The 20,102-nt window shown below is 61.5% G+C and carries 21 protein-coding genes; 11 read left to right on the top strand and 10 right to left on the bottom strand.

The window, feature by feature from the left end:
- The first annotated feature begins 664 nt into the window (after nucleotides 1-664).
- The 5 genes from AB7951_RS28415 (at nucleotide 665) to AB7951_RS28395 (ending at nucleotide 5,843) form a co-directional block, all read left to right on the top strand.
- Nucleotides 665-1,225, top strand: coding sequence for a F0F1 ATP synthase subunit delta (locus AB7951_RS28415; RefSeq protein WP_089263247.1), 561 nt, complete (start codon nucleotides 665-667; stop codon nucleotides 1,223-1,225).
- Entirely contained in the window at nucleotides 1,225-2,760 is a 1,536-nt protein-coding gene (gene atpA, locus AB7951_RS28410) for a F0F1 ATP synthase subunit alpha (protein WP_068730144.1), read from the top strand. The genes AB7951_RS28415 and atpA overlap by 1 nt, the downstream gene beginning before the upstream one ends.
- 121 nt (nucleotides 2,761-2,881) lie before the next feature.
- Nucleotides 2,882-3,757 carry a F0F1 ATP synthase subunit gamma gene (locus tag AB7951_RS28405; protein WP_068730146.1) on the top strand — a complete coding sequence of 292 codons (876 nt, stop codon included), beginning with the start codon at nucleotides 2,882-2,884 and terminating at the stop codon, nucleotides 3,755-3,757.
- Between the two features lie 76 nt (nucleotides 3,758-3,833).
- The gene (gene atpD / locus AB7951_RS28400) at nucleotides 3,834-5,276 is read left to right on the top strand and encodes a F0F1 ATP synthase subunit beta (RefSeq protein WP_089263243.1); all 1,443 of its coding nucleotides are present in this window, start codon (nucleotides 3,834-3,836) and stop codon (nucleotides 5,274-5,276) included.
- Nucleotides 5,277-5,435: 159 nt separating this feature from the next.
- Nucleotides 5,436-5,843 (top strand): F0F1 ATP synthase subunit epsilon, encoded by a 408-nt coding sequence (locus tag AB7951_RS28395; RefSeq protein ID WP_120287630.1) that lies wholly within the window; start codon nucleotides 5,436-5,438, stop codon nucleotides 5,841-5,843.
- A gap of 43 nt (nucleotides 5,844-5,886) precedes the next feature.
- Here the strand turns inward: AB7951_RS28395 and AB7951_RS28390 are convergent, their stop codons facing one another.
- The 10 genes from AB7951_RS28390 to AB7951_RS28345 form a co-directional block, all read right to left on the bottom strand.
- The gene (locus AB7951_RS28390) at nucleotides 5,887-6,381 is read right to left on the bottom strand and encodes an RNA pyrophosphohydrolase (protein ID WP_093757758.1); all 495 of its coding nucleotides are present in this window, start codon (nucleotides 6,379-6,381) and stop codon (nucleotides 5,887-5,889) included.
- 7 nt (nucleotides 6,382-6,388) lie between these two features.
- Nucleotides 6,389-6,892 carry an RNA pyrophosphohydrolase gene (locus AB7951_RS28385; RefSeq protein WP_068730156.1) on the bottom strand — a complete coding sequence of 168 codons (504 nt, stop codon included), beginning with the start codon at nucleotides 6,890-6,892 and terminating at the stop codon, nucleotides 6,389-6,391.
- A gap of 105 nt (nucleotides 6,893-6,997) precedes the next feature.
- Entirely contained in the window at nucleotides 6,998-8,206 is a 1,209-nt protein-coding gene (locus AB7951_RS28380) for a divergent polysaccharide deacetylase family protein (RefSeq protein ID WP_439060186.1), read from the bottom strand.
- 145 nt (nucleotides 8,207-8,351) lie between these two features.
- Nucleotides 8,352-9,728, bottom strand: a complete 1,377-nt coding sequence (locus AB7951_RS28375; RefSeq protein WP_120287632.1) for a S41 family peptidase — start codon at nucleotides 9,726-9,728, stop codon at nucleotides 8,352-8,354.
- Nucleotides 9,725-11,029, bottom strand: a complete 1,305-nt coding sequence (locus AB7951_RS28370) for a murein hydrolase activator EnvC family protein (protein WP_374725622.1) — start codon at nucleotides 11,027-11,029, stop codon at nucleotides 9,725-9,727. Before AB7951_RS28370 ends, AB7951_RS28375 begins: the two co-directional genes overlap by 4 nt.
- 126 nt (nucleotides 11,030-11,155) lie before the next feature.
- Nucleotides 11,156-11,638, bottom strand: a complete 483-nt coding sequence (gene rlmH / locus AB7951_RS28365) for a 23S rRNA (pseudouridine(1915)-N(3))-methyltransferase RlmH (RefSeq protein WP_120287633.1) — start codon at nucleotides 11,636-11,638, stop codon at nucleotides 11,156-11,158.
- A 46-nt stretch (nucleotides 11,639-11,684) separates the two neighbouring features.
- The gene (rsfS, locus tag AB7951_RS28360) at nucleotides 11,685-12,098 is read right to left on the bottom strand and encodes a ribosome silencing factor (RefSeq protein WP_068730459.1); all 414 of its coding nucleotides are present in this window, start codon (nucleotides 12,096-12,098) and stop codon (nucleotides 11,685-11,687) included.
- 312 nt (nucleotides 12,099-12,410) lie between these two features.
- Nucleotides 12,411-13,040 carry a nicotinate-nucleotide adenylyltransferase gene (locus tag AB7951_RS28355; RefSeq protein WP_256461223.1) on the bottom strand — a complete coding sequence of 210 codons (630 nt, stop codon included), beginning with the start codon at nucleotides 13,038-13,040 and terminating at the stop codon, nucleotides 12,411-12,413.
- A gap of 30 nt (nucleotides 13,041-13,070) precedes the next feature.
- Nucleotides 13,071-14,363, bottom strand: coding sequence for a glutamate-5-semialdehyde dehydrogenase (locus AB7951_RS28350; protein ID WP_120287634.1), 1,293 nt, complete (start codon nucleotides 14,361-14,363; stop codon nucleotides 13,071-13,073).
- Between the two features lie 77 nt (nucleotides 14,364-14,440).
- Nucleotides 14,441-15,355, bottom strand: a complete 915-nt coding sequence (locus AB7951_RS28345; protein ID WP_158596732.1) for a LysR family transcriptional regulator — start codon at nucleotides 15,353-15,355, stop codon at nucleotides 14,441-14,443.
- A gap of 133 nt (nucleotides 15,356-15,488) precedes the next feature.
- Between AB7951_RS28345 and AB7951_RS28340 the strand changes: the two genes are divergently transcribed.
- From AB7951_RS28340 to AB7951_RS28315, 6 genes are read left to right on the top strand one after another with little or no spacing between them, the layout of a single operon-like run.
- Entirely contained in the window at nucleotides 15,489-16,502 is a 1,014-nt protein-coding gene (locus tag AB7951_RS28340) for an ABC transporter substrate-binding protein (RefSeq protein WP_120287636.1), read from the top strand.
- A complete protein-coding gene (rutB, locus tag AB7951_RS28335; protein ID WP_120287637.1) occupies nucleotides 16,502-17,230 on the top strand; it encodes a pyrimidine utilization protein B in 729 nt (242 codons plus the stop codon). The genes AB7951_RS28340 and rutB overlap by 1 nt, the downstream gene beginning before the upstream one ends.
- A gap of 7 nt (nucleotides 17,231-17,237) precedes the next feature.
- Entirely contained in the window at nucleotides 17,238-17,624 is a 387-nt protein-coding gene (gene rutC, locus AB7951_RS28330; protein WP_093757765.1) for a pyrimidine utilization protein C, read from the top strand.
- A 1-nt stretch (nucleotide 17,625) separates the two neighbouring features.
- A complete protein-coding gene (locus AB7951_RS28325) occupies nucleotides 17,626-18,417 on the top strand; it encodes an ABC transporter permease (protein ID WP_089263216.1) in 792 nt (263 codons plus the stop codon).
- 31 nt (nucleotides 18,418-18,448) lie between these two features.
- Nucleotides 18,449-19,249: a pyrimidine utilization protein D gene (gene rutD, locus AB7951_RS28320; protein ID WP_120287638.1), complete on the top strand. Its 801-nt coding sequence runs from the start codon at nucleotides 18,449-18,451 to the stop codon at nucleotides 19,247-19,249.
- Nucleotides 19,246-20,064 carry an ABC transporter ATP-binding protein gene (locus AB7951_RS28315; RefSeq protein ID WP_246297923.1) on the top strand — a complete coding sequence of 273 codons (819 nt, stop codon included), beginning with the start codon at nucleotides 19,246-19,248 and terminating at the stop codon, nucleotides 20,062-20,064. Before rutD ends, AB7951_RS28315 begins: the two co-directional genes overlap by 4 nt.
- Nucleotides 20,065-20,102 lie beyond the last annotated feature (38 nt).

Genomic DNA, 20,102 nt, shown 5'->3' with positions numbered 1-20,102 from the left:
AAATGTGGCAAGTGGACCCCCGTCCCAATTTCATTGGCTGAGCGTTTGACGACGTAATGAGGCGTAAAATAGGCAACGCAATCGTTCCATGACCAGATGAAATATCTTGTGATGGAACAGAACATGCCTAATGAGCCGCTTTAATGAATTTTTAACTATTAAATATACTACATATTACATAACTATACTGAATAGCTAAGTGATCGCCGTGCATGGATAGCATTCGGTAAGTAAATGTTAAGCAGTCCGAACCGGTGACATGAAACGCGCACGCCGCGCTGCCCGCCGCGATTTCAATTGCCGACTCACCGCACGCGACATTGCGTGATTCAAAAGAATCGGCACCGTGTACCGTCATGCGGAATAAGAAATTCCGCCTCGGAGATGGACGATGAAACACTCCGTCAGCGACCCGATTGGCGCGTCACATCTCCCTGAAATGATTCTTTGCGAGGGCCTGCGACAAGGCATCATCAAACGCTTTCGTCGCGTTGCACCAGCGCGCGGGCTATGTTAGCAAAGCCGCGATTTGAACGGGTCACGACATTTTGTTGTGACCTAAAAATCGAAGTCCCGCTTGAATTCCAAGGACTTGGATCGCTAGGCGCCACATTCAGGCGATAGTTATTCCCTTGCGAGTTTGACAGCCTGAAGAGCGCAATTCGTGGCAACACAAGATCCGTCGGTTTCGGGAATGTCCGGTCGTTATGCAACGGCTCTGTTTGAGCTGGCGCGTGACGAAAAGTCCGTCGATGCGGTGAAGGCCGATCTCGACAAATTCGCAGCGATGCTGGCCGACAGCGCCGACCTGGCGCGACTGGTTCGCAGTCCGGTGTTCTCTGCAGAGATTCAGGGCAAGGCCCTCGCTTCGGTTCTGGAGAAAGCCGGAATTACCGGCATCACCGCCAACTTTCTCAAGGTCCTCACCGCCAACCGCCGCCTGTTCGCCATTGGCGACGTGGCCCGCGGCTTCAATGCGCTGGTAGCCAAGTTTAAGGGCGAAGCCACGGCTGACGTCACCGTCGCCGAGCCGCTCAGTGACAAGAATCTCGACGCTCTCAAGACCGCGCTGAAGTCAGTGACGGGCAAGGACGTCGCGCTCAACGTGAAAGTCGATCCGTCCATCATCGGCGGGCTTGTCGTCAAGCTCGGCAGCCGCATGGTGGACAGCTCGCTTCGCACCAAACTCAACTCGATCAAGCACTCGATGAAAGAGGCAGGCTGATGGACATCCGCGCCGCAGAAATTTCCGCGATCCTCAAAGACCAGATCAAGAATTTCGGCCAGGAAGCTGAAGTTTCTGAAGTCGGACAGGTGTTGTCCGTCGGCGACGGCATTGCCCGCGTCTACGGCCTCGACAACGTCCAGGCTGGTGAAATGGTCGAATTCGAGAACGGCACCCGCGGCATGGCGCTGAACCTCGAAACCGACAACGTCGGTGTCGTTATTTTCGGCGCTGACCGCGAAATTAAAGAAGGCCAGACTGTTAAGCGCACCCGTTCGATCGTGGACGCGCCGGTTGGCAAGGGTCTGCTCGGCCGCGTGGTCGACGCGCTCGGCAATCCGATCGATGGCAAGGGTCCGATCCAGGCCGACAAGCGTATGCGTGTCGACGTCAAGGCACCGGGCATCATTCCGCGCAAGTCGGTCAACGAGCCGATGGCAACTGGCCTGAAGTCGGTCGACGCTCTGATCCCGGTCGGCCGTGGCCAGCGCGAGCTGATCATCGGTGACCGTCAGACCGGCAAGACCGCAATCGCGCTCGACACCATCCTGAATCAGAAGTCGCTGAACGTTGCTGGCGCTCCCGAGAGCCAGAAGCTGTACTGCGTGTACGTCGCCGTCGGTCAGAAGCGTTCGACCGTTGCTCAGTTCGTGAAGGTGCTCGAAGAGCAGGGTGCGATGGAATACTCCGTCGTCGTCGCTGCGACCGCTTCCGATCCGGCTCCGATGCAGTACATCGCGCCGTTCACCGGCTGCACGATCGGCGAATTCTTCCGCGACAACGGCATGCACGCCGTCATCATCTATGACGATCTTTCGAAGCAGGCCGTTGCTTACCGCCAGATGTCGCTGCTGCTGCGCCGTCCGCCAGGCCGCGAAGCCTATCCGGGCGACGTGTTCTATCTTCACTCGCGTCTGCTCGAACGCGCTGCGAAGCTCAATGATTCCCAGGGCAATGGTTCGCTGACGGCGCTGCCGGTCATCGAAACCCAGGCCAACGACGTGTCCGCCTACATTCCGACCAACGTGATTTCGATCACTGACGGTCAGATCTTCCTTGAAACCGACCTGTTCTTCCAGGGCATCCGTCCTGCCGTGAACGTCGGTCTGTCCGTGTCGCGCGTCGGCTCCGCCGCGCAGACCAAGGCGATGAAGAAGGTCGCCGGCAAGATCAAGGGTGAGCTCGCGCAGTACCGCGAAATGGCGGCCTTTGCGCAGTTCGGCTCCGACCTCGACGCGTCGACCCAGCGCCTGCTGAACCGCGGCGCGCGTCTGACCGAACTCCTGAAGCAGCCGCAGTTCTCGCCGCTGAAGATGGAAGAGCAGGTTTGCGTGATCTGGGCCGGCACCAACGGCTATCTCGACACTCTGCCGATCGCCAAGGTTCGGGGCTTCGAAGACGGTCTTCTGTCGCTGCTGCGCGGCAAGAACGTTGAGATCCTCAACGCGATCCGCGACAGCCGCGATCTCAAGGATGACGTCGCCGCCCAGCTCAAGGCCGTCGTCGAAGGCTTCGCGAAGACCTACGCTGCTTAATACTGTCAATGAATGGCCGGCTCCTGCCGGCCATTCGCGTTGATGTCCGGCACGAGGTCGGGCGTTTCGAACGAGAGGTTCGCGATCGGCCAAACGGCCAGATCGCCGGGGTGGACTGAGAATGGCCTCACTTAAAGACATGCGCGTCCGCATCGCCTCGACCAAGGCGACGCAGAAGATCACCAAGGCGATGCAGATGGTCGCAGCGTCGAAGCTGCGTCGTGCGCAGACCGCTGCCGAAGCTGCACGACCTTACGCCGAGAAGATGGATACCGTGATCGCCAGCATTGCCGGCGCTACAACGGCAGGCTCCGGTCCGGCGCTGCTCGTCGGCACCGGCAAGGATCAGGTTCATCTGCTGCTGGTCTGCACCGGCGAGCGTGGCCTGTGCGGCGCTTTCAATTCCTCGATCGTCCGTCTGGCGCGCGAACGCGCACTGGCGCTGATGAACCAAGGCAAGACGGTCAAATTCTTCTGCGTTGGTCGCAAGGGCTACGAGCAACTGCGCCGTAATTTCGACAAGCAGATCGTCGGTCATCTCGAATTGCGTTCGGTGCGTCAGCTCGGCTTCGTCAATGCCAACGACATCGCCAAGAAGGTTCTCGAACTCTTCAACACTGGCGAATTCGACGTCTGCACGCTGTTCTATTCCCGCTTCAAGTCGGTGATCGCGCAAATCCCGACCGCCCAGCAGATCATTCCCCTGGTGGTCGAGGCGCCTAAAGCCGATGCCGGCCCAACGCCGAGCTACGACTACGAGCCCGCCGAGGATGAGATCCTCGACGGCCTGCTGCCGCGCAATCTTGCGGTGCAGATCTTCCGCGCTCTGCTCGAGAACAACGCTTCGTTCTACGGCGCGCAGATGAGCTCGATGGACAACGCTACGCGCAACGCCGGCGACATGATCCGCAAGCAGACATTGATCTACAACCGCACCCGCCAGGCGATGATTACGAAGGAGCTGATCGAAATCATCTCCGGCGCCGAGGCGATCTAACAACAACCTTCCGGCCTCATGGGCCGCCGTTCAAGTTTCGGACTTCCGAGTCCTTGAAGTTTATGGAGAAGTTTTCATGGCCGCATCCGCCAACCAGACCGGACGTATCACCCAGGTCATCGGCGCCGTCGTCGACGTGCAGTTCGAAGGCTACCTGCCCGCAATTCTGAACGCGATCGAAACCAAGAACGGTGGCAACCGCCTGGTTCTCGAAGTCGCCCAGCATCTCGGCGAATCGACGGTCCGCACCATCGCGATGGACACCACCGAAGGTCTGGTCCGTGGTCAGGAAGTCACCGACACTGGCTCGCCGATCCAGGTTCCTGTTGGCGTCGGCACCCTCGGCCGTATCATGAACGTGATCGGGGAGCCGATCGATGAAGGCGGTCCGATCGCTTCGGAAGGCAACCGCGCTATCCATCAGGAAGCGCCGATGTATACCGAGCAGTCCACCGAGGCTGAAATTCTCGTCACCGGCATCAAGGTCGTCGATCTGCTCGCGCCTTACGCCAAGGGCGGCAAGATCGGCCTGTTCGGCGGCGCCGGCGTCGGCAAGACGGTTCTCATTCAGGAACTGATCAACAACGTCGCGAAGGCGCACGGCGGCAACTCGGTGTTCGCCGGCGTCGGCGAGCGTACCCGCGAAGGTAACGATCTCTATCACGAGTTCATCGAGTCCAAGGTGAACGCCGATCCGCACAATCCGGATCCGGCCGTGAAGTCGAAGTGCGCTCTCGTGTTCGGCCAGATGAACGAGCCTCCGGGCGCCCGCATGCGCGTTGCTCTGTCCGGCCTGACCGTCGCCGAACACTTCCGCGATCAGGGCCAGGACGTGCTGTTCTTTATCGACAACATCTTCCGCTTCACCCAGGCAGGTTCGGAAGTGTCAGCGCTGCTCGGCCGTATTCCTTCGGCGGTGGGTTATCAGCCAACGCTCGCGACTGACATGGGCGCGCTGCAGGAGCGTATCACCACCACGCATAAGGGTTCGATCACCTCGGTGCAGGCCATCTACGTTCCAGCCGACGACTTGACCGATCCGGCGCCTGCTACCTCGTTCGCCCATTTGGACGCGACGACCGTGCTCAACCGTGCGATTTCGGAAAAGGGCATCTACCCCGCAGTGGATCCGCTCGACTCCACCTCGCGCATGCTATCCCCGCTGATCGTCGGCCAGGAGCACTACGAGACCGCGCGTATGGTTCAGCAGGTGCTGCAGAAGTACAAGTCGCTGCAGGACATCATCGCCATTCTCGGCATGGACGAACTGTCGGAAGAGGACAAGCTGGCCGTGGCCCGCGCCCGCAAGATCGAGCGCTTCCTGTCGCAGCCGTTCTTCGTCGCTGAAATCTTCACGGGTTCGCCGGGCAAGTTCGTCGAGCTCGCCGACACCATCAAGGGTTTCCGCGCGATCTGCGAAGGCAAGTACGATCATCTGCCGGAAGCCGCCTTCTACATGGTCGGTGCGATCGAAGAAGCCGTCGAGAAGGGCAAGAAGCTGGCTGCGGAAGCGGCATAAAGTTCTTACCTTCCCCCCGCGCGAAGCAAAGCTTCGCTAGGCGGGGAGGGTCGGCGCATTTGCGCCGGGGTGGGTGTGCCACAAGCGCCTTCGCCCATGGTTACCCCCCTCCCCAACCCTCCCCCGCAAGGGGGGAGGGAGCAGTCAGCGGATAACGACATGGCCACGTTCCACTTCGATCTCGTCTCACCGGAAAAGCTCGCTTTCACAGGCGAAGTCGAGCAGGTCGATATTCCCGGCGCCGAGGGCGATGTCGGTGTGATGGCCGGCCACGCGCCTGTGGTAGTCGCGTTGCGCCCGGGCATCATGACTGTCACCACCGGTGGCAAGCATGAGAAGATCATTGTGCTCGGTGGCCTTGCCGAAGTCTCGGACAAGGGCTTGACGGTTCTTGCTGACGTCGCAACCTCAATCGCCGAGCTTGACCGCGAAGCTTTCGCCAAGGACATCGCCGAGATGGAAGAGAAGCTGGCCGAGAAGGAAGGCTCCGCTCTGGACCGCGCTATCGAGCGCCTCGACCACTTCAAGGTCATCCAGCAGCACATCACCTCGACGGCGATGCACTAAGCGCTATAGCCCGGGTAGCGCTTCGTTTCGTCAGGGCTTCGCCTCAGACAAATTTCGCAAAACTCTCGGCCACGGCGCGATAGACCTCCCGCCGGAACGGCACCACGAGATCCGCGACGCGATCCAGTCGCTCCCAACGCCAGGCGTCGAATTCAGGCGGCTGGTCATTGCGCGGCGTGAGCGGATCGACTTCGGCATCATCCCCGGTGAATTTCAGTGCAAACCACTTCTGCCGTTGCCCGCGGAACTGCGCAAAGCGATGGCTGGGGTTCTCGAACGGGATGAAGTCGTAGGTCATCCAGCCGGTCTCGCCGAGATAGTCGGCATGACTGACGCCAGTCTCTTCCCATAGTTCGCGCATCACGGCGACGCGGGGATCTTCGTCGGGATCGATACCACCCTGAGGCATCTGCCATTCCAGGCCCGGCAGAATGATCTCCGGCCCGTCATCCTTGAAGCGGCGGCCGATCAGAACTTTGCCGTCGGCATTGAACAGTGCGACGCCCACATTGGGGCGATAGGGCCGGTTATCCGTCATTGCGGCGCTAGCCGTCCGCCAGACCGGCAAATTCCTTCACCACCCGCTCATAGACGGGGCGCTTGAACGGCACGATCAGCTCCGGAAGGTTCTTCATCGGCTCCCAGCGCCAATTGATGAACTCGGCCTTGTGGCCACCCGGGGGGTGCGTGACGTTGATTTCCTTGTCATCGCCGGTGAAGCGTACGGCGAACCATTTCTGCCGCTGGCCGCGATAGCGACCCTTCCAGGCCCGCCCGGCCACCGTGCGGGGAATGTCGTAGATCAACCAGTCCGGCACTTCGCCGAGCTTCTCGACCGATTGGACACTGGTTTCTTCATAGAGCTCGCGCTTGGCTGCCTCCCAGGTGTCCTCACCGGGATCGACGCCGCCCTGCGGCATCTGCCAGACATGCATGTCATCGACGTGCTCGATACCGCCGGCACGTCGGCCGATAAAGACGAGCCCTTGCGGGTTGATCAGCATCATTCCGACGCAAGTTCGATAGGGCAGGTCTTCGTAGCGCGCCATTCCGTCAATGCCTCTCGCGTCCGTTCGAGCACTCTTTACGCAGCGATTCGACCTTGCTGAATCGCAGCGATTCGGCCGTGCCGAATTCACCCTAGCCCAAAGACGCTAGCTTGATTTTGATTTCAGCATCGCGGTTGTCAATGGCACCAGCATGACCCCGCGGCTTTCAAGGGTTTTCGCCCAGGCGCTGATACGTTCGATCGAGATCGGCAGCGCCGAAGCGACGCCGACAGCCACACCCCGCTCCTTGGCCAGCCCCTCGAGCCGCGCTAGCGCCTTGTCGATGTCTGCGGAGGTCGGCACCGCGTCGATGGCAACATCGGAGCGTGCGAAGGGCATGCCCTGCCCTTCGGCGGCTGCGGCGGCAACGCTGCGCGGCGTCGAGCCATCGTCGAACAATGCAAGCCCGCGTTTGCTGGCCTCACGCGCAATGGGTTGCATCGCCGTGTCAGTGGCGATGAAGCGCGCGCCCATGAAATTGGCGACGCCGACATAGCCCTGGAAGCGGCTCATATGCCACATCATGCGATCGAGGTTCTGCTCGGCCGTAGCCGAGGACAACAGCGTCTGCGGGCCGGGATCGTTGTCGGGATAGTCGAACGGTTCCATCGGCAGCTGCAGCAGCACCTCGTGGCGCTGCGCACGGGCGCGCTCGACCAGTTTGCCGGGATCCGAGCCATAGGGCGTGAAGCCCAGCGTCACGGCCGGCGGCAGCTTCATGATGGCATCGGTGGTCTTGGCTGCACCGACGCCGAGGCCGCCAATAACGATGGAAATGCTCGGCATCTTCATCGCCCTGGCGCGCTCGGCCTCGGAGCCCGCGGCATAGGCCGTGACCGGCTTCAGCGCGCCGATGGCGATGGGCACCATGCCGTGGCGGGATTTCTCCAGCAGTTTCTGATCGATCCCCGTCATGACCGGCGGCGACACATCGGCCGCAGCGTTGTCCGACCCCTCGCTCGACACCACGACATCCTTACGGGCGCCGCTGGAGCCGTCGATGATGGTAATGGTCTTCTGGCCGGGAACCTCGGGTGCCTTGGCCGTCTCGGGCGTACCGTGCTTGACCTCGACCGGCGGCTTGGCGGCGACCTTCTGATCATCAGTCGCGGCAGGTGCCTTGATCGCTACGCGCGCTACCGGCTCGCCGCCCATCGGGTTATTATTGAAGATGGCAACACCGAGAAAACCGAGCAGCAGCAAGGCGAGGATCGTGGCAAGCGCCTGCGTTCCGGAAAAAGGCAGCCGGAACCGCCGCTTACGCGTCGATTTTTGTCCAAGCGGGGCGCTCAGATCGTCCGCCGACACTGCCATGGATCTCCCGAATCAGCCGACCGGACAATAACACGCCCGGTCGCGGCCACGGCACCCGGAAGGGCGCGGGATCACCTGGAAGGATTGCAACAAAAAGGGCGACCCGAAGGCCGCCCTTTCCGCAGAATTGATGCGTATTCGCCGATCAGTTCGGCTTGGCGGCCGCCTTATCGTCTGCTGGCTTGTCCGCAGCAGCAGCGGCTCCCGGCGGCGGCGTGATGATTGCGTTCGACGTCACCTTGATGCCGTGGAGCAAATCGGCAGCGGCCTTCAGCGCCTTGTCATTCTTGGCATCCGGCGGCACATAGGACTGCGAACCGGTCTTCTCGTCGCCATCGTTCTTCAGATGGCCACGGAGCGAAGCCTCGCCCTTGATGTCGCGGGACTTCAGCTCATCCGGCACGTCCTGCACGATTTCGATGTCCGGGACGATGCCCTTGGCCTGGATCGACTTGCCCGACGGCGTGAAGTAACGCGCCGTGGTCAGACGCAGCGCACCGTTGCCGGAGCCCAGCGGGATGATGGTCTGCACCGAGCCCTTGCCGAACGAGCGCGTACCGATCGTGGTCGCACGCTTGTGATCCTGCAGCGCGCCGGCGACGATTTCTGATGCCGAAGCCGAACCGCCATTGATCAGCACGACCACCGGCTTGCCCTTGGTCAGATCGCCAGCATGCGCCGTGCGGCGCTGGGTTTCTTCGGCGTTACGACCGCGAGTCGAGACGATCTCGCCACGCTCGAGGAACGCGTCGGAAACCGTGACGGCTTCTTCAAGCAGACCGCCGGGATTGTTGCGGAGGTCGATGATGTAACCCTTGACCTTGTCAGCACCGATCGCCGCGGTCTGAGCCGCGATCTCGCGCTTCAGGCCTTCGGTGGTCTGCTCGTTGAAGGTCGTGATGCGGATGTAAGCGATATCGTCGCTTTCAACGCGAGCACGCACCGAGCGAACACGGATGTTGTCGCGCACGAGAGTGACGTCGAGCGGATTGTCCTGACCCTTGCGGATGATCTTCAGCTTGATCTTGGTGTTGACCGGGCCACGCATCTTCTCGACGGCCTGGTTCAGGGTGAGACCCTGCACGGCTTCTTCATCGAGGCTGGTGATGATGTCGTTGGCCATGATACCGGCCTTCGATGCCGGGGTATCGTCGATCGGTGACACCACCTTGATCAGGCCGTCTTCCATGGTGACTTCGATGCCGAGACCGCCGAACTCACCGCGGGTCTGCACCTGCATGTCGCGGAAGCTCTTGGCGTCCATGTAGCTGGAATGCGGATCGAGACCGGTGAGCATGCCGGAGATCGCCGATTCGACCAGCTTGCTGTCGTCGGGCTTCTCGACATAGTCGCTGCGGACGCGCTCAAACACGTCGCCGAACAGGTTGAGCTGGCGGTAGGTATCCGAGGTCGCTGCGCGGGCACTGGTGCCCATGAACACGGCGCGTGGCTGAGTCACGAAGAGCGTCAAGGCGGCGCCAGTGGCAGCACTCAGCAGAATTATGGAAGTCTTGCGCATCATCCGCGAACCTTTTCGCCTTCGTTAGCGGCCCACCATGGGCCTGGATCAATGGGAGTCCCGTCTTTCCGGAACTCGATATAAAGCACAGGCTGGCTGGCATTGGCCGCAAGGACGGATGCTACCCGGGATGTTGATCCCATGACAGCGATCGGTTCCCCGGTAAGGACGAACTGACCAATGTTCACCGAAATACGCTCCATCCCGGCGATCAAGACATGATACCCGCCCCCGGCATTGAGGATCAAGAGTTGTCCATAGCTACGGAACGGACCGGAATAAACAACCCAGCCGTCACACGGTGTTGTGACCTGCGCACCCGCCCGTGCGGCCAGTGACATGCCCTTTTCGACGCCACCCACACCGTCGGAACCGCCGAAATTGCGAATTTTAACCCCGTTGACCGGAAGTGCGAGCATGCCCTTTGCCGACGCAAAGGCGATCGCCGGACTGAGCCGGCCGGGATCCTTGAAGGCGCCGATATTCGGCTTGCCGTTGCTGAGCGCCGCCGGCGTGCCCTGCAGACTGGCTGTGGCTGCTGCCTTCGCCGCCGCCTTGGAGTCCTGCTCCATCTTCGCGATCAGGCCCTGCAGACTGTCGACCTGACGGGACAACGTCAGCGCACGCGCGGCTTCCGCTTCCATGTCCTTTTCCGCAGCCGACTGCTGCTTCTGGCGCTCCTCGGTAAAGGACGCGAGGCGTGTCTGTTCTTCCTTCAGCTTGTCGCGATCGCCAGCAAGCTGATCGCGCTCGGTCGAGATCGCCTTGCGCAAATTCACGAGTTCGCTGAGGTCAGCCACCAGTTGCTCGGCGCGCGCGCGCATCTCGGGCACAACGGAGCCGAGCAGCATCGCGGTGCGCAGCGACTTCAGCGCATCTTCCGGACGCACCAGCAAAGCCGGCGGCGCACGGCGGCCGGCGCGCTGCAAGGCGGACAACACTTCGACGATTTCGCCGCGGCGCGATTCCAGCGTGCCGCGGATCTTCTGCTCGCGCGCATCCAGCGGCCGCAATCGTACTTCGGCATCGTCGATCCGGGTTTCGACGCTGCGGACGCGGGCGGCAATATCGATGAGCTGCTGACTGAGCTTGCCGCGATCCTGTCCGATCGCCGCGATATCGGCTTTCAATTTCGCCTGCAGCTCCGCAGCGCTCTTCTGCTGCGCGCGGACCGCTTCAAGCTCCTGCTCGCGTTGACGAATGATATCGGGTGACGGCGCATTCGCTTGCTGGATCGGCGCAGCGGTTTGCGCACGGACTGACGTCGTCATCAAACCTGCAAGAGTCGCTGATACCAGCATCATGGATAACGACGATGCGTTCGACATCCCGCGGCGAACGGCGTCGTGTTCAGATGGAATGGACCGCGGTGACAGCATCGTGGTTTCGACAGCGCCTTCTTTCAAACGCGATACGCTCAATATAGCGAGCTAAACGCGGTGATACGGGTGGCCAGCTAAAATTGTAGCGGCCCGGTAAATCTGTTCCAGAAGCATGACGCGAACCATTTGATGCGGCCAGGTCGCCGAGCCGAATGCAATGCTCAGTTTGGCTTTGCGCCGCAATTCGGGCGAAAGTCCGTCCGCCCCGCCGATGACAAAAACATTATGCGGCACCGATTCGTCCCGCCACTGCCCGATATGGCGAGCGAAACTGACACTGTCCACGCTGCTGCCACGCTCGTCGAGCGCTACTAATACAGCCTTTTCCGGAATCAGCGCCGAAATCGCCGCTGCTTCCTCATTGATCCGGGTCGCCGCATCGCGTGCGCGGCTTTCCGAAATTTCATGAATCGCAAGGCCGCGAAAACCGAGCTTGCGGCCAATATCGTCGAAACGATCACGGTACCGTTCCGCGAGCTCGCGTTCCGGACCCTGCTTGAGCTTGCCGATGGAAATCACAAGAAGATGCATCGGCACAGACTAGCACGCGTCGCGCCGTTGCCGAATTCCCGCTGGCTCAAACAGCCTTCAGATCGATCCGCGGTTCATCCGACGGGCTCTGCGTCCACAAACGTTCCAGATTATAGAATTCGCGAACTTCAGGCCGGAAGACATGCAGGATGACTTCGCCGGTATCGATCAGCACCCAATCGCAATTGGACAGGCCTTCGACATGCAGCTTCTTCTGACCGGCTTCCTTGAGACCCTTGGCGACATTTTCGGCCACCGCGCCGACATGGCGGTTTGACCGACCGGTGGTCACGACCATGTAATCGGAGAAAGCCGACTTGCCGCGCAGGTCGATGGTCACCGTTTCCTCGGCCTTCATGTCGTCAAGGCGGGCGAGAACGAGATTGAGCGTTTCGGTCGCGCTATCGCGCACTGCCGCAGCAGATTTCTTTGCCTTGGGCGAAGCAACCTTCTTCGGAATGACAGCCTTCGGTGCAGCTTTTGCAGCAGCGGGTGTCTTGGCTGCAGCCTTCAGCTTTGCGGTTTTGGTTGCGGCAGCCTTTTTAGGCGCGGCAGCCTTCTTTACCGAAGCGGACTTCTTGGGTGGGGCAACCTTTGACGGGGCTTTCTTGGCGCCCGTCTTGGACAATACAGAAGTGGCCAGAGGACCATTCCTTTCACTGTATTGGGACGCCGAATCCGACGCCCGGTGAGATCAAGTATGCATGTGGGAATGCCGGATTCAATATTCCAGCGCCCGCCCTATAGCACTTATCGGGCGAGTGTTGTGGAATTACGTCTTCCAGCTGCCATCCGGGTTCCGCAGCCGGGTGGAGGACAGATTCAGCTTCAAACCGGTCAAAAATACCCATGCGGGGGGCTTCAGGTCGGCCAATGACCCAGCGTCCTGCTCCGGTATCCGATAACGGCCGAGGGCCTGGGCGGCGGTCGATGCCAGTCCCTGGAAGCTCTGCGGCGGTCGGTCGATGACCGCAAAGGGCACCTCTCCGGCAATCACCTGCCAGCTCTCCCAGCGGTGAAACTGGGCGAGATTGTCGGCACCCATGATCCAGACAAATCGTGCTTGCGAACATCGACGTCGGAGGTAGCTGATGGTGTCGACGGTATAGCGCGTACCGATGACACTCTCGAGACAGGTGATATCGATGCGCGGATGATCGGCCATCGCCTTCGCAGCCGCTGCGCGCTCGGCGAGATCGTGCAGATTGCGTTGATCCTTCAGCGGATTGCCCGGCGACACCAGCCACCAGACGCGATCCAGCTGCAGCCGTTTCATCGCGAACAGGCTGATAGCCCGATGCGCGGCATGCGGCGGATTGAACGATCCGCCAAGCAGACCGATCCGCATGCCGGGACTATGTGGCGGTATGCCCTGCGCCGGCGGGACTGAATGCAAATCCAATTCAGTCTCCACGCGCCGAAACGCACATCATCACGGCCTGGTCTGTCCGGTGCCGTGAATGCGATATTTGAAACTGGTGAGCTGCTCGGCACCGACCGGGCCGCGCGCATGGAATTTGCCGGTGGCGATTCCGATTTCGGCACCGAAGCCGAATTCACCGCCGTCGGCAAACTGCGTCGAGGCGTTATGCAGCACGATTGCCGAATCCACCTCGTTGAGAAACTTCGTAGCCACCGCGACGTCCTCGGTGACGATCGCATCGGTGTGATGCGAGCCGTGATCGCGAATATGCGCGAGCGCATCATCGACACCATCGACGACCCTGGCCGAGATGATCGCATCTTCGTATTCGGTGTCCCAGTCCTCGTCCGTTGCAGGCTTGACGCGCGCATCGGCCTGCTGCACGGCAGCGTCACCGCGCACCTCGCAGCCCGCATCAATCAGCATTTCCACCAGCGGCTTGAGATGCGTACCTGCCACCGCGCGGTCGATCAGCAGCGTTTCCGTCGCGCCGCAGACACCGGGACGGCGCATCTTCGCATTCAGCACGATCGATTTCGCCATATCGAGCTTGGCGGTACGATCGACATAGGTATGATTGACGCCTTCGAGATGTGCGAATACCGGGACCCGCGCTTCGGCCTCGACACGCGCGACCAGGCTCTTGCCGCCGCGCGGCACGATCACATCGACGCCGCCATTGAGGCCGGTGAGCAGCAAGCCAACCGCCGCACGATCGCGCGTCGGCACGAGCGTAATCGCGGCTTCCGGCAGACCGGCTTCACGCAGGCCCTGCACCAGACATTCATGAATTGCACGGCAGGAGCGGAAACTGTCGGAGCCGCCGCGCAGGATCACGGCATTGCCGGACTTCAGACACAGCACGCCGGCATCCGCCGCGACATTCGGACGGCTCTCGAAAATCACCGCAACGACGCCGAGCGGCACCCGCACGCGCTCGATGGTCATGCCATTCGGCCGCTGCCAGCTCTCGGTGACGGCGCCGACGGGATCGGCGATGTCATGGATGACGCGGATGCCATCCGCCATCGCGTGCACGCGCGCCTCGGTCAGGGTCAGCCTATCGATAAAGGCCGATGTGGCGCCATTGGCGCGCACCTCGGCGACATCCTCGGCATTGGCCGCCAGAATCGCAGGCGCACCGGCACGGATCGCGCGCTCCATGGCCGCAAGCGCCCGGTTCTTCTGTTCCGTTGGGGCCACCGCCAACGCACGCGCAGCCGCACGGGCGCTCCGGGCGAGGTCGTTCATCAGGACAGGCAGATCAGCCGATCCGTCGATGGCTTTCAGCGAGGCGGTCATGGCGGGCTCAAATGGGCGGAATGGGAATTCACGACCCCAAAATAGGGACTCACGGGAGCAAGGTCAAAGCGTGTTCGCTACCATCCTGCCGCTGTGCGCTCGCGGATCGATTGCGCCACGAGCTGGATGCCGCGGTAAAGCGCGCGACCGGCCGGCGACAGGTCACGCCCGACGCGACGGATCAGATACAGATCGCGCTCGATGGCCGGATCAAGCAGCCTGCGGAAGGTCAGCACGGGGTGGTCCGTCGCCGGCAACGCCAGACCTGGCAATGGCGCCACGCCGACGCCGGCCTCGACCATGGCGAGCAGGGTCGCCGGGTGTTCGGCCTCATGCAGCGGGTTGCTACGCCCCAGTTCCTGCAGACCGCGTTCCATTTCCAACCGGATCCCGGTGCCGGTCGCCATTGCGATCATGCCTGCAGCGACGCCGTCCATCCAGTTCACGGTGCTTTGTGACGCCAGCTGATGATCCCGCCGCATCACCAGCGCAAAACGATCCGTCAGCAGCTTCGTCGCGTCAAGATCCGCATCCTCACCCGGCACATTGGCGATGCCGAGCTCGGCGTCGCCGCTGCGCAGCCCGGCAATGATCTGATGCCGTGACACTTCCTTGAGCGTCACGCTCACCATGGGATATTCGCGCTGGAAATTCGCTAGCACCACCGGCATCAGACGCAACGCCACCGACGGCACGCAGGCCACCGTAACATGGCCGCGGCGATGCTCGCGCAGATCGCGTAAATCCTGAATTTGGTGATCGAGATCCGCCAGCAGGCGTTGGATCCCCGGCAGGAATTCGGCACCGACCTTGCTGAGTTGAACGCTGCGCGTCGTCCGGTCCAGCAGCCGGACCTGCAGCTCGTCCTCGAGCTGGCGAACGGCCTGGCTGAGGGCGGACTGGGAAACGCCAAGTTTCCGCGCAGCCCGGCTGAAGCTGCCAGCCTGAACCACCTCGGCGAAGGCACGGAGTTGCCGGAGGTCAATATTCATAAGCATTACAGATAAATATATCTGTTTTTCCCGACTTGTTAATGAAATTAACGGGTGCAACAATTTTATGCGAAAACCCGCTGCGGCTAAAAACTATGCAGCGCACCATCTGACATCGGCAATGGACAGAGGCATGATCGACAGGCGCAACCTACTCAAATATTCGCTCATCGGCGCCGCAGCGGCACCGTTCGCAGGCCTGGGAGGCCCGGCCTTTGCCGCCGGGCGCAAGGTTCTGGTGTCCGAAGCCATCCGGCTCGGCATGTATGCCTCGCTCTATGTCGCCGCCGATAAGGGCCTGTTCGCCAAACATGGCCTCGATACCGACCTGTCGACCGCGGGCGGCATCGCCCTGCCGGTGCCGATCCTGCTGTCCGGCCGCGGCCAGATCGGCGTCACCAGCCCTGGCATGTCGGTCAACGCCACGCGTGAAGGCGGCAAGCTCAAGAATATCGCCAAGATCGTCGGCGGCGTGTCGATGTGGGGAATGACCCGCCCGGACACCAAGATCACCACCATCGATGATCTCCGCGGCAAGACCATCGCGACGCTGAAATTTCCGTCCTCGACGATCCAGGTCCCGACTTACGCGATGAAGACGGTCGGCAAGTTCGACCCCAAGGAAGCGGGCGTCACCTTCTTGGAATTGCCACCGGGCGCCCAGGCCGCAGCCGTCAAGGATGGCCGTGCCGACATCGCCACCGCATTCGAATGGGATATCAGCATCGGCGCCGAACAGTTTGGCCTCGTACCATCGCTATCATTCGCCGATCTGCTTGGTCCGCTATGTTTCACGACGGCCATGGCCACCGAAGACGTGATCGCCTCCAACCCGGAGGCGGTGCAAGGCTTCTGTAACGCCATCGCCGAGGCGCAGAAGATGATGCACGAGAACAATGCTGTCTTCACCGAGGTCGCAGAGAAGTACTTTCCGAAAGTCTCGCCGTCGGTGGTCGGAAATGCGACGAAGAACTTCTTTGGCAGCAAGACGGCGATTCCGAAAAACCCCACCATCTCCGCCGAGGAATGGGATCGCGCGATGTTGCTGGAACAAGGCGGCGGCGCAGTCTCAACGACGCTTCCCTATGCACAAATGGTCGACAATCGCTTCGCCGAGAAAGCGACCAAAGAATTCGGATTGGCGTGATGTCGGTCTCAACCAGCTTTCCGTCTGAACGGCGCTACGTCACCTTGCCCGCACGCCCCGAGCCGTTGCGGCTCGCGGTCGAGGAGACCGCAGTCATCGTGGTCGACATGCAGAACGCCTACGCGTCGCCGAACGGCTATCTGGATCTCGCGGGCTTCGACGTGACCGGCGCCAAGGCAGCGATCGTGGCCGTCAAGGAGACGCTGGAGGTCGCGCGCGAGGCCGGCGTCCCTGTGATCTATTTCCAGAACGGCTGGGACGCCGACTATGTCGAGGCCGGCGGTCCGGGCTCCCCGAACTGGCACAAATCGAACGCACTCAAGACCATGCGCGCGCGCCCGGAATTGCAAGGCAGCCTGCTCGCCAAGGGTGGCTGGGACTACGCGCTCGTCGATGAACTCCAGCCGCAGCCCGGCGACATCGTGGTACCGAAGCCGCGCTACAGCGGCTTCTTCAACAGCCAGTTCGACAGCATCCTGCGCGCGCGCGGCATCCGCAATCTCGTCTTCTGCGGAGTTGCCACCAATGTTTGCGTGGAATCGACTCTGCGCGACGGCTTCCATCTCGAATATTTCGGCGTGATGCTCGAAGACGCGACGCATCAGGCCGGCCCCGACTACGTCCAGAAGGCGGCTGTCTTCAACATCGAAACCTTCTTCGGCTGGGTTTCCAGCACGGCCGATTTCCGCCGCGCATTCGCGCAGACTGAAACCTCCACGAAAGCCTGAGGATCCCATGACAGATCGCGCGATTATTCCGCCCGGCACTCATCCGCCGCTCGCACCTTACTCGCCCGGCATGATGGCCGACGGCGTGATCTATGTGTCCGGCACGCTGGCCTTCGACAAGAACAACGACGTCGTTCATGTCGGCGATGCGGCGGCGCAGACCCGGCACATCCTTGAGACGATCAAGAGCGTGCTGACTGCCGCAGGCGCCACGATGGCCGATGTCACCTTCAACTCCATCTTCGTAACCGATTGGGCCAATTACGGCGCCGTCAATAAGGTCTATGCCGAATACTTCCCCGGCGAGAAGCCGGCTCGCTACTGCATCCAGTGCGGACTGGTGAAACCGGATTGCCTCGTCGAGATCGCGTCGATCGCACACAAGCGAGCTTGATGTGACGACCATCGAAGCCACCCAAGCCAATGTCGCGCGGCGGCTGATGCCGCCGGTCCTGCGGATCGCGCTGCTGCAAGTGGCACTGCTAGCTCTGTTACTTGCTGCCTGGGAAATTGCTATCAGCTTCAAATGGATCGCGGTCTATCTCTACGGACGGCCAAGCGGCATCTTCGCCAAGGCCTCTATTCTGATCGCCAACGGAGAACTCCTGCGCGATGCTGCGCTGACTGCCTGGGAAGCCATCGCCGGATTCCTGATCGGCACTATTGCCGGCAGCGCCGTCGGGCTGCTGCTCTGGCTGTTTCCCACCAGCGCGGCGGTGCTGCGCCCCTATCTCATCGCGCTCAACGGCTTGCCGAAGATCGCACTCGCACCCTTGATTATCGTGTGGTTCGGAATCGGCATCTCGTCGAAGATCGCCATCGCCGCCATCATTACCTTCATCGTCGCGGTGATCACCGCGCAACAGGGCGCCAAGGAAGTCGATAGCGACCTGATCAAGTTGATGCGCTCGCTCGGTGCCAGCCGATGGAAGACCTGGCGTACTGTCGTCATTCCGGGCGCCATGCCGTGGATCGTGTCCGCCTTCCGTCTCAATGTCGGCTTCGCGCTGATCGGCGCAGTCGTCGGCGAATACATCGCCTCGAAAGAGGGCCTCGGCTACATGATCTATTATGCCGGTGTGCTTTACGATTTGAACGCCGTGTGGGTCGGCATCGCCGCGCTCATGGCCGTGGCGCTACTGATGTACGGCGCGATCGACATTCTCGAACGCCGCCTGCGCTTCTGACTTTCCATCGCTCGAACCCGCAAGACAACCCATGCCCTATGCAAGCGGCGGTGACGCCGACATCTATTACGAAACTCATGGACACGGAACGGCGATCCTCATGTCGGCCGGCATGGGCGGCAGCGGATCGTTCTGGGCGCCGCAGGTCGCCGCACTCGCGCAGCGCCACCAGGTCATCCTCTACGACCACGTCGGCACCGGCCGCAGCGCTGATAACACCGCACCGCCACGATCAATCTCGGGCATGGCCGACGACATCGCGCATGTGCTCGACCACGCCGGTGTCAGCAATGCACATGTGGTGGGCCATGCCATCGGCGGCATCGTCGGAATTGAACTTGCCCTGCGCGACCCCGCGCGCTTGCGCAGCCTGGTGGTGGTGAACGGCTGGGGTCGCGCCGATCCGTTCCTGCGGCGCTGTTTCGAAGTGCGCAAACAGATCCTGAATCAGTCCGGCCCGAAAGCCTATGTGCGTGCGCAGCCACTGTTTCTCTATCCGCCGCGATGGATTTCCGACAACGCCGCGCAGCTCGACGCGGAAGAAGAGCGCATCCTCGCGCACTTCCCGACAGCGGCGACGATGAATGCGCGGATCGACATGTTTCTCGCCTTCGACCCGGGCGACGCGCTCGCGACCATTGCAACGCCGACACTGCTGGCCTCGTCGCGGGACGATAGCCTGGTACCTGCTTATCTCTCGCAACAACTGGCTGCCGCCATTCCGGGCGCGCGCGTTCGCGAAGTGGAATGGGGCGCCCATGCCTTCACCGCCGTGATACCCGACGTTTTCAATAACATGCTACTCGGCTTCTGCAGCGAGGTGGACGCATGAACGCCATGACACCAATCGCCTCGTCGTCGTCGTCAACTATATCTACGGTGCTCAGGGCGGAACAGGTCGGCGCATCGTTTGGAAGCGGCAAGCAATATGTCGAGGCCATACGCGACGTCAGCTTCGAACTGCGGCAGGGCGAAACCCTGGCCATTGTCGGCCCGTCCGGCTGTGGCAAGTCCACATTGTTCAATGTCATTGCCGGTTTGCTGAAACCGACGCGCGGCCATGTCGAGGTCGCAGGCATCCGCGTCGACGACGCCGCAGGACATGTCGGCTATATGCTCCAGAAGGATCTGCTGCTGCCGTGGCGTTCCGTCATCGACAATGTGATGCTCGGCTTGGAAGTGCGCGGTGCGCCGCGACAGACGTCGCGCGACATCGCCATGAAATTGATCCGCGCCTACGGCTTGGCCGGTTTCGAGAACGCCAAGCCCGCAACCTTGTCAGGCGGCATGCGCCAGCGCGTGGCCATCATGCGCACGCTGGCCTTCGACCCGCAGGTGATCCTGCTGGATGAGCCGTTCTCGGCGCTGGATTTCCAGACCCGCCTGCTGCTGCAGGCCGACGTGTCACGCATCATCGCCGAAAATGGCAAGAGCGCGATTTTGGTCACCCATGACATCGGCGAAGCCATCGCCATGGCCGACCGCGTTCTGGTACTCAGCGCGCGTCCGGCGACCGTGCGGGCGCTTCATGTCATCGATTTGCCCAAGGCAGGTCGCGATCCCGTAGCGCTGCGCACCGATGCTGCCTTCCAGGCCTATTTCGCCAAGATCTGGGCCGACCTGGAAATGCCTGCCACGGCCGCATGAAGCGTCAAAGCTGCGACTGACAGTTGCGACAGAAACGG

This window comes from Tardiphaga sp. 285_C5_N1_2, assembly GCF_052076065.1.
GTDB lineage: Bacteria > Pseudomonadota > Alphaproteobacteria > Rhizobiales > Xanthobacteraceae > Tardiphaga > Tardiphaga robiniae.
This window is presented reverse-complemented; position numbering and strand designations above follow the sequence as displayed.

What these genes read in the sequence shown, in the direction of transcription:
- atpA (WP_068730144.1), top strand. Translation starts at nt 1,225, where the DNA reads ATGGACATCCGCGCCGCAGAAATTTCCGCGATCCTCAAAGACCAGATC.
- AB7951_RS28405 (WP_068730146.1), top strand. Translation starts at nt 2,882, where the DNA reads ATGGCCTCACTTAAAGACATGCGCGTCCGCATCGCCTCGACCAAGGCG.
- atpD (WP_089263243.1), top strand. Translation starts at nt 3,834, where the DNA reads ATGGCCGCATCCGCCAACCAGACCGGACGTATCACCCAGGTCATCGGC.
- AB7951_RS28395 (WP_120287630.1), top strand. Translation starts at nt 5,436, where the DNA reads ATGGCCACGTTCCACTTCGATCTCGTCTCACCGGAAAAGCTCGCTTTC.
- AB7951_RS28390 (WP_093757758.1), bottom strand. Translation starts at nt 6,381, where the DNA reads ATGACGGATAACCGGCCCTATCGCCCCAATGTGGGCGTCGCACTGTTC.
- AB7951_RS28385 (WP_068730156.1), bottom strand. Translation starts at nt 6,892, where the DNA reads ATGGCGCGCTACGAAGACCTGCCCTATCGAACTTGCGTCGGAATGATG.
- AB7951_RS28380 (WP_439060186.1), bottom strand. Translation starts at nt 8,206, where the DNA reads ATGGCAGTGTCGGCGGACGATCTGAGCGCCCCGCTTGGACAAAAATCG.
- AB7951_RS28375 (WP_120287632.1), bottom strand. Translation starts at nt 9,728, where the DNA reads ATGATGCGCAAGACTTCCATAATTCTGCTGAGTGCTGCCACTGGCGCC.
- AB7951_RS28370 (WP_374725622.1), bottom strand. Translation starts at nt 11,029, where the DNA reads ATGATGCTGGTATCAGCGACTCTTGCAGGTTTGATGACGACGTCAGTC.
- rlmH (WP_120287633.1), bottom strand. Translation starts at nt 11,638, where the DNA reads ATGCATCTTCTTGTGATTTCCATCGGCAAGCTCAAGCAGGGTCCGGAA.
- AB7951_RS28350 (WP_120287634.1), bottom strand. Translation starts at nt 14,363, where the DNA reads ATGACCGCCTCGCTGAAAGCCATCGACGGATCGGCTGATCTGCCTGTC.
- AB7951_RS28345 (WP_158596732.1), bottom strand. Translation starts at nt 15,355, where the DNA reads ATGAATATTGACCTCCGGCAACTCCGTGCCTTCGCCGAGGTGGTTCAG.
- AB7951_RS28340 (WP_120287636.1), top strand. Translation starts at nt 15,489, where the DNA reads ATGATCGACAGGCGCAACCTACTCAAATATTCGCTCATCGGCGCCGCA.
- rutB (WP_120287637.1), top strand. Translation starts at nt 16,502, where the DNA reads ATGTCGGTCTCAACCAGCTTTCCGTCTGAACGGCGCTACGTCACCTTG.
- rutC (WP_093757765.1), top strand. Translation starts at nt 17,238, where the DNA reads ATGACAGATCGCGCGATTATTCCGCCCGGCACTCATCCGCCGCTCGCA.
- rutD (WP_120287638.1), top strand. Translation starts at nt 18,449, where the DNA reads ATGCCCTATGCAAGCGGCGGTGACGCCGACATCTATTACGAAACTCAT.
- AB7951_RS28315 (WP_246297923.1), top strand. Translation starts at nt 19,246, where the DNA reads ATGAACGCCATGACACCAATCGCCTCGTCGTCGTCGTCAACTATATCT.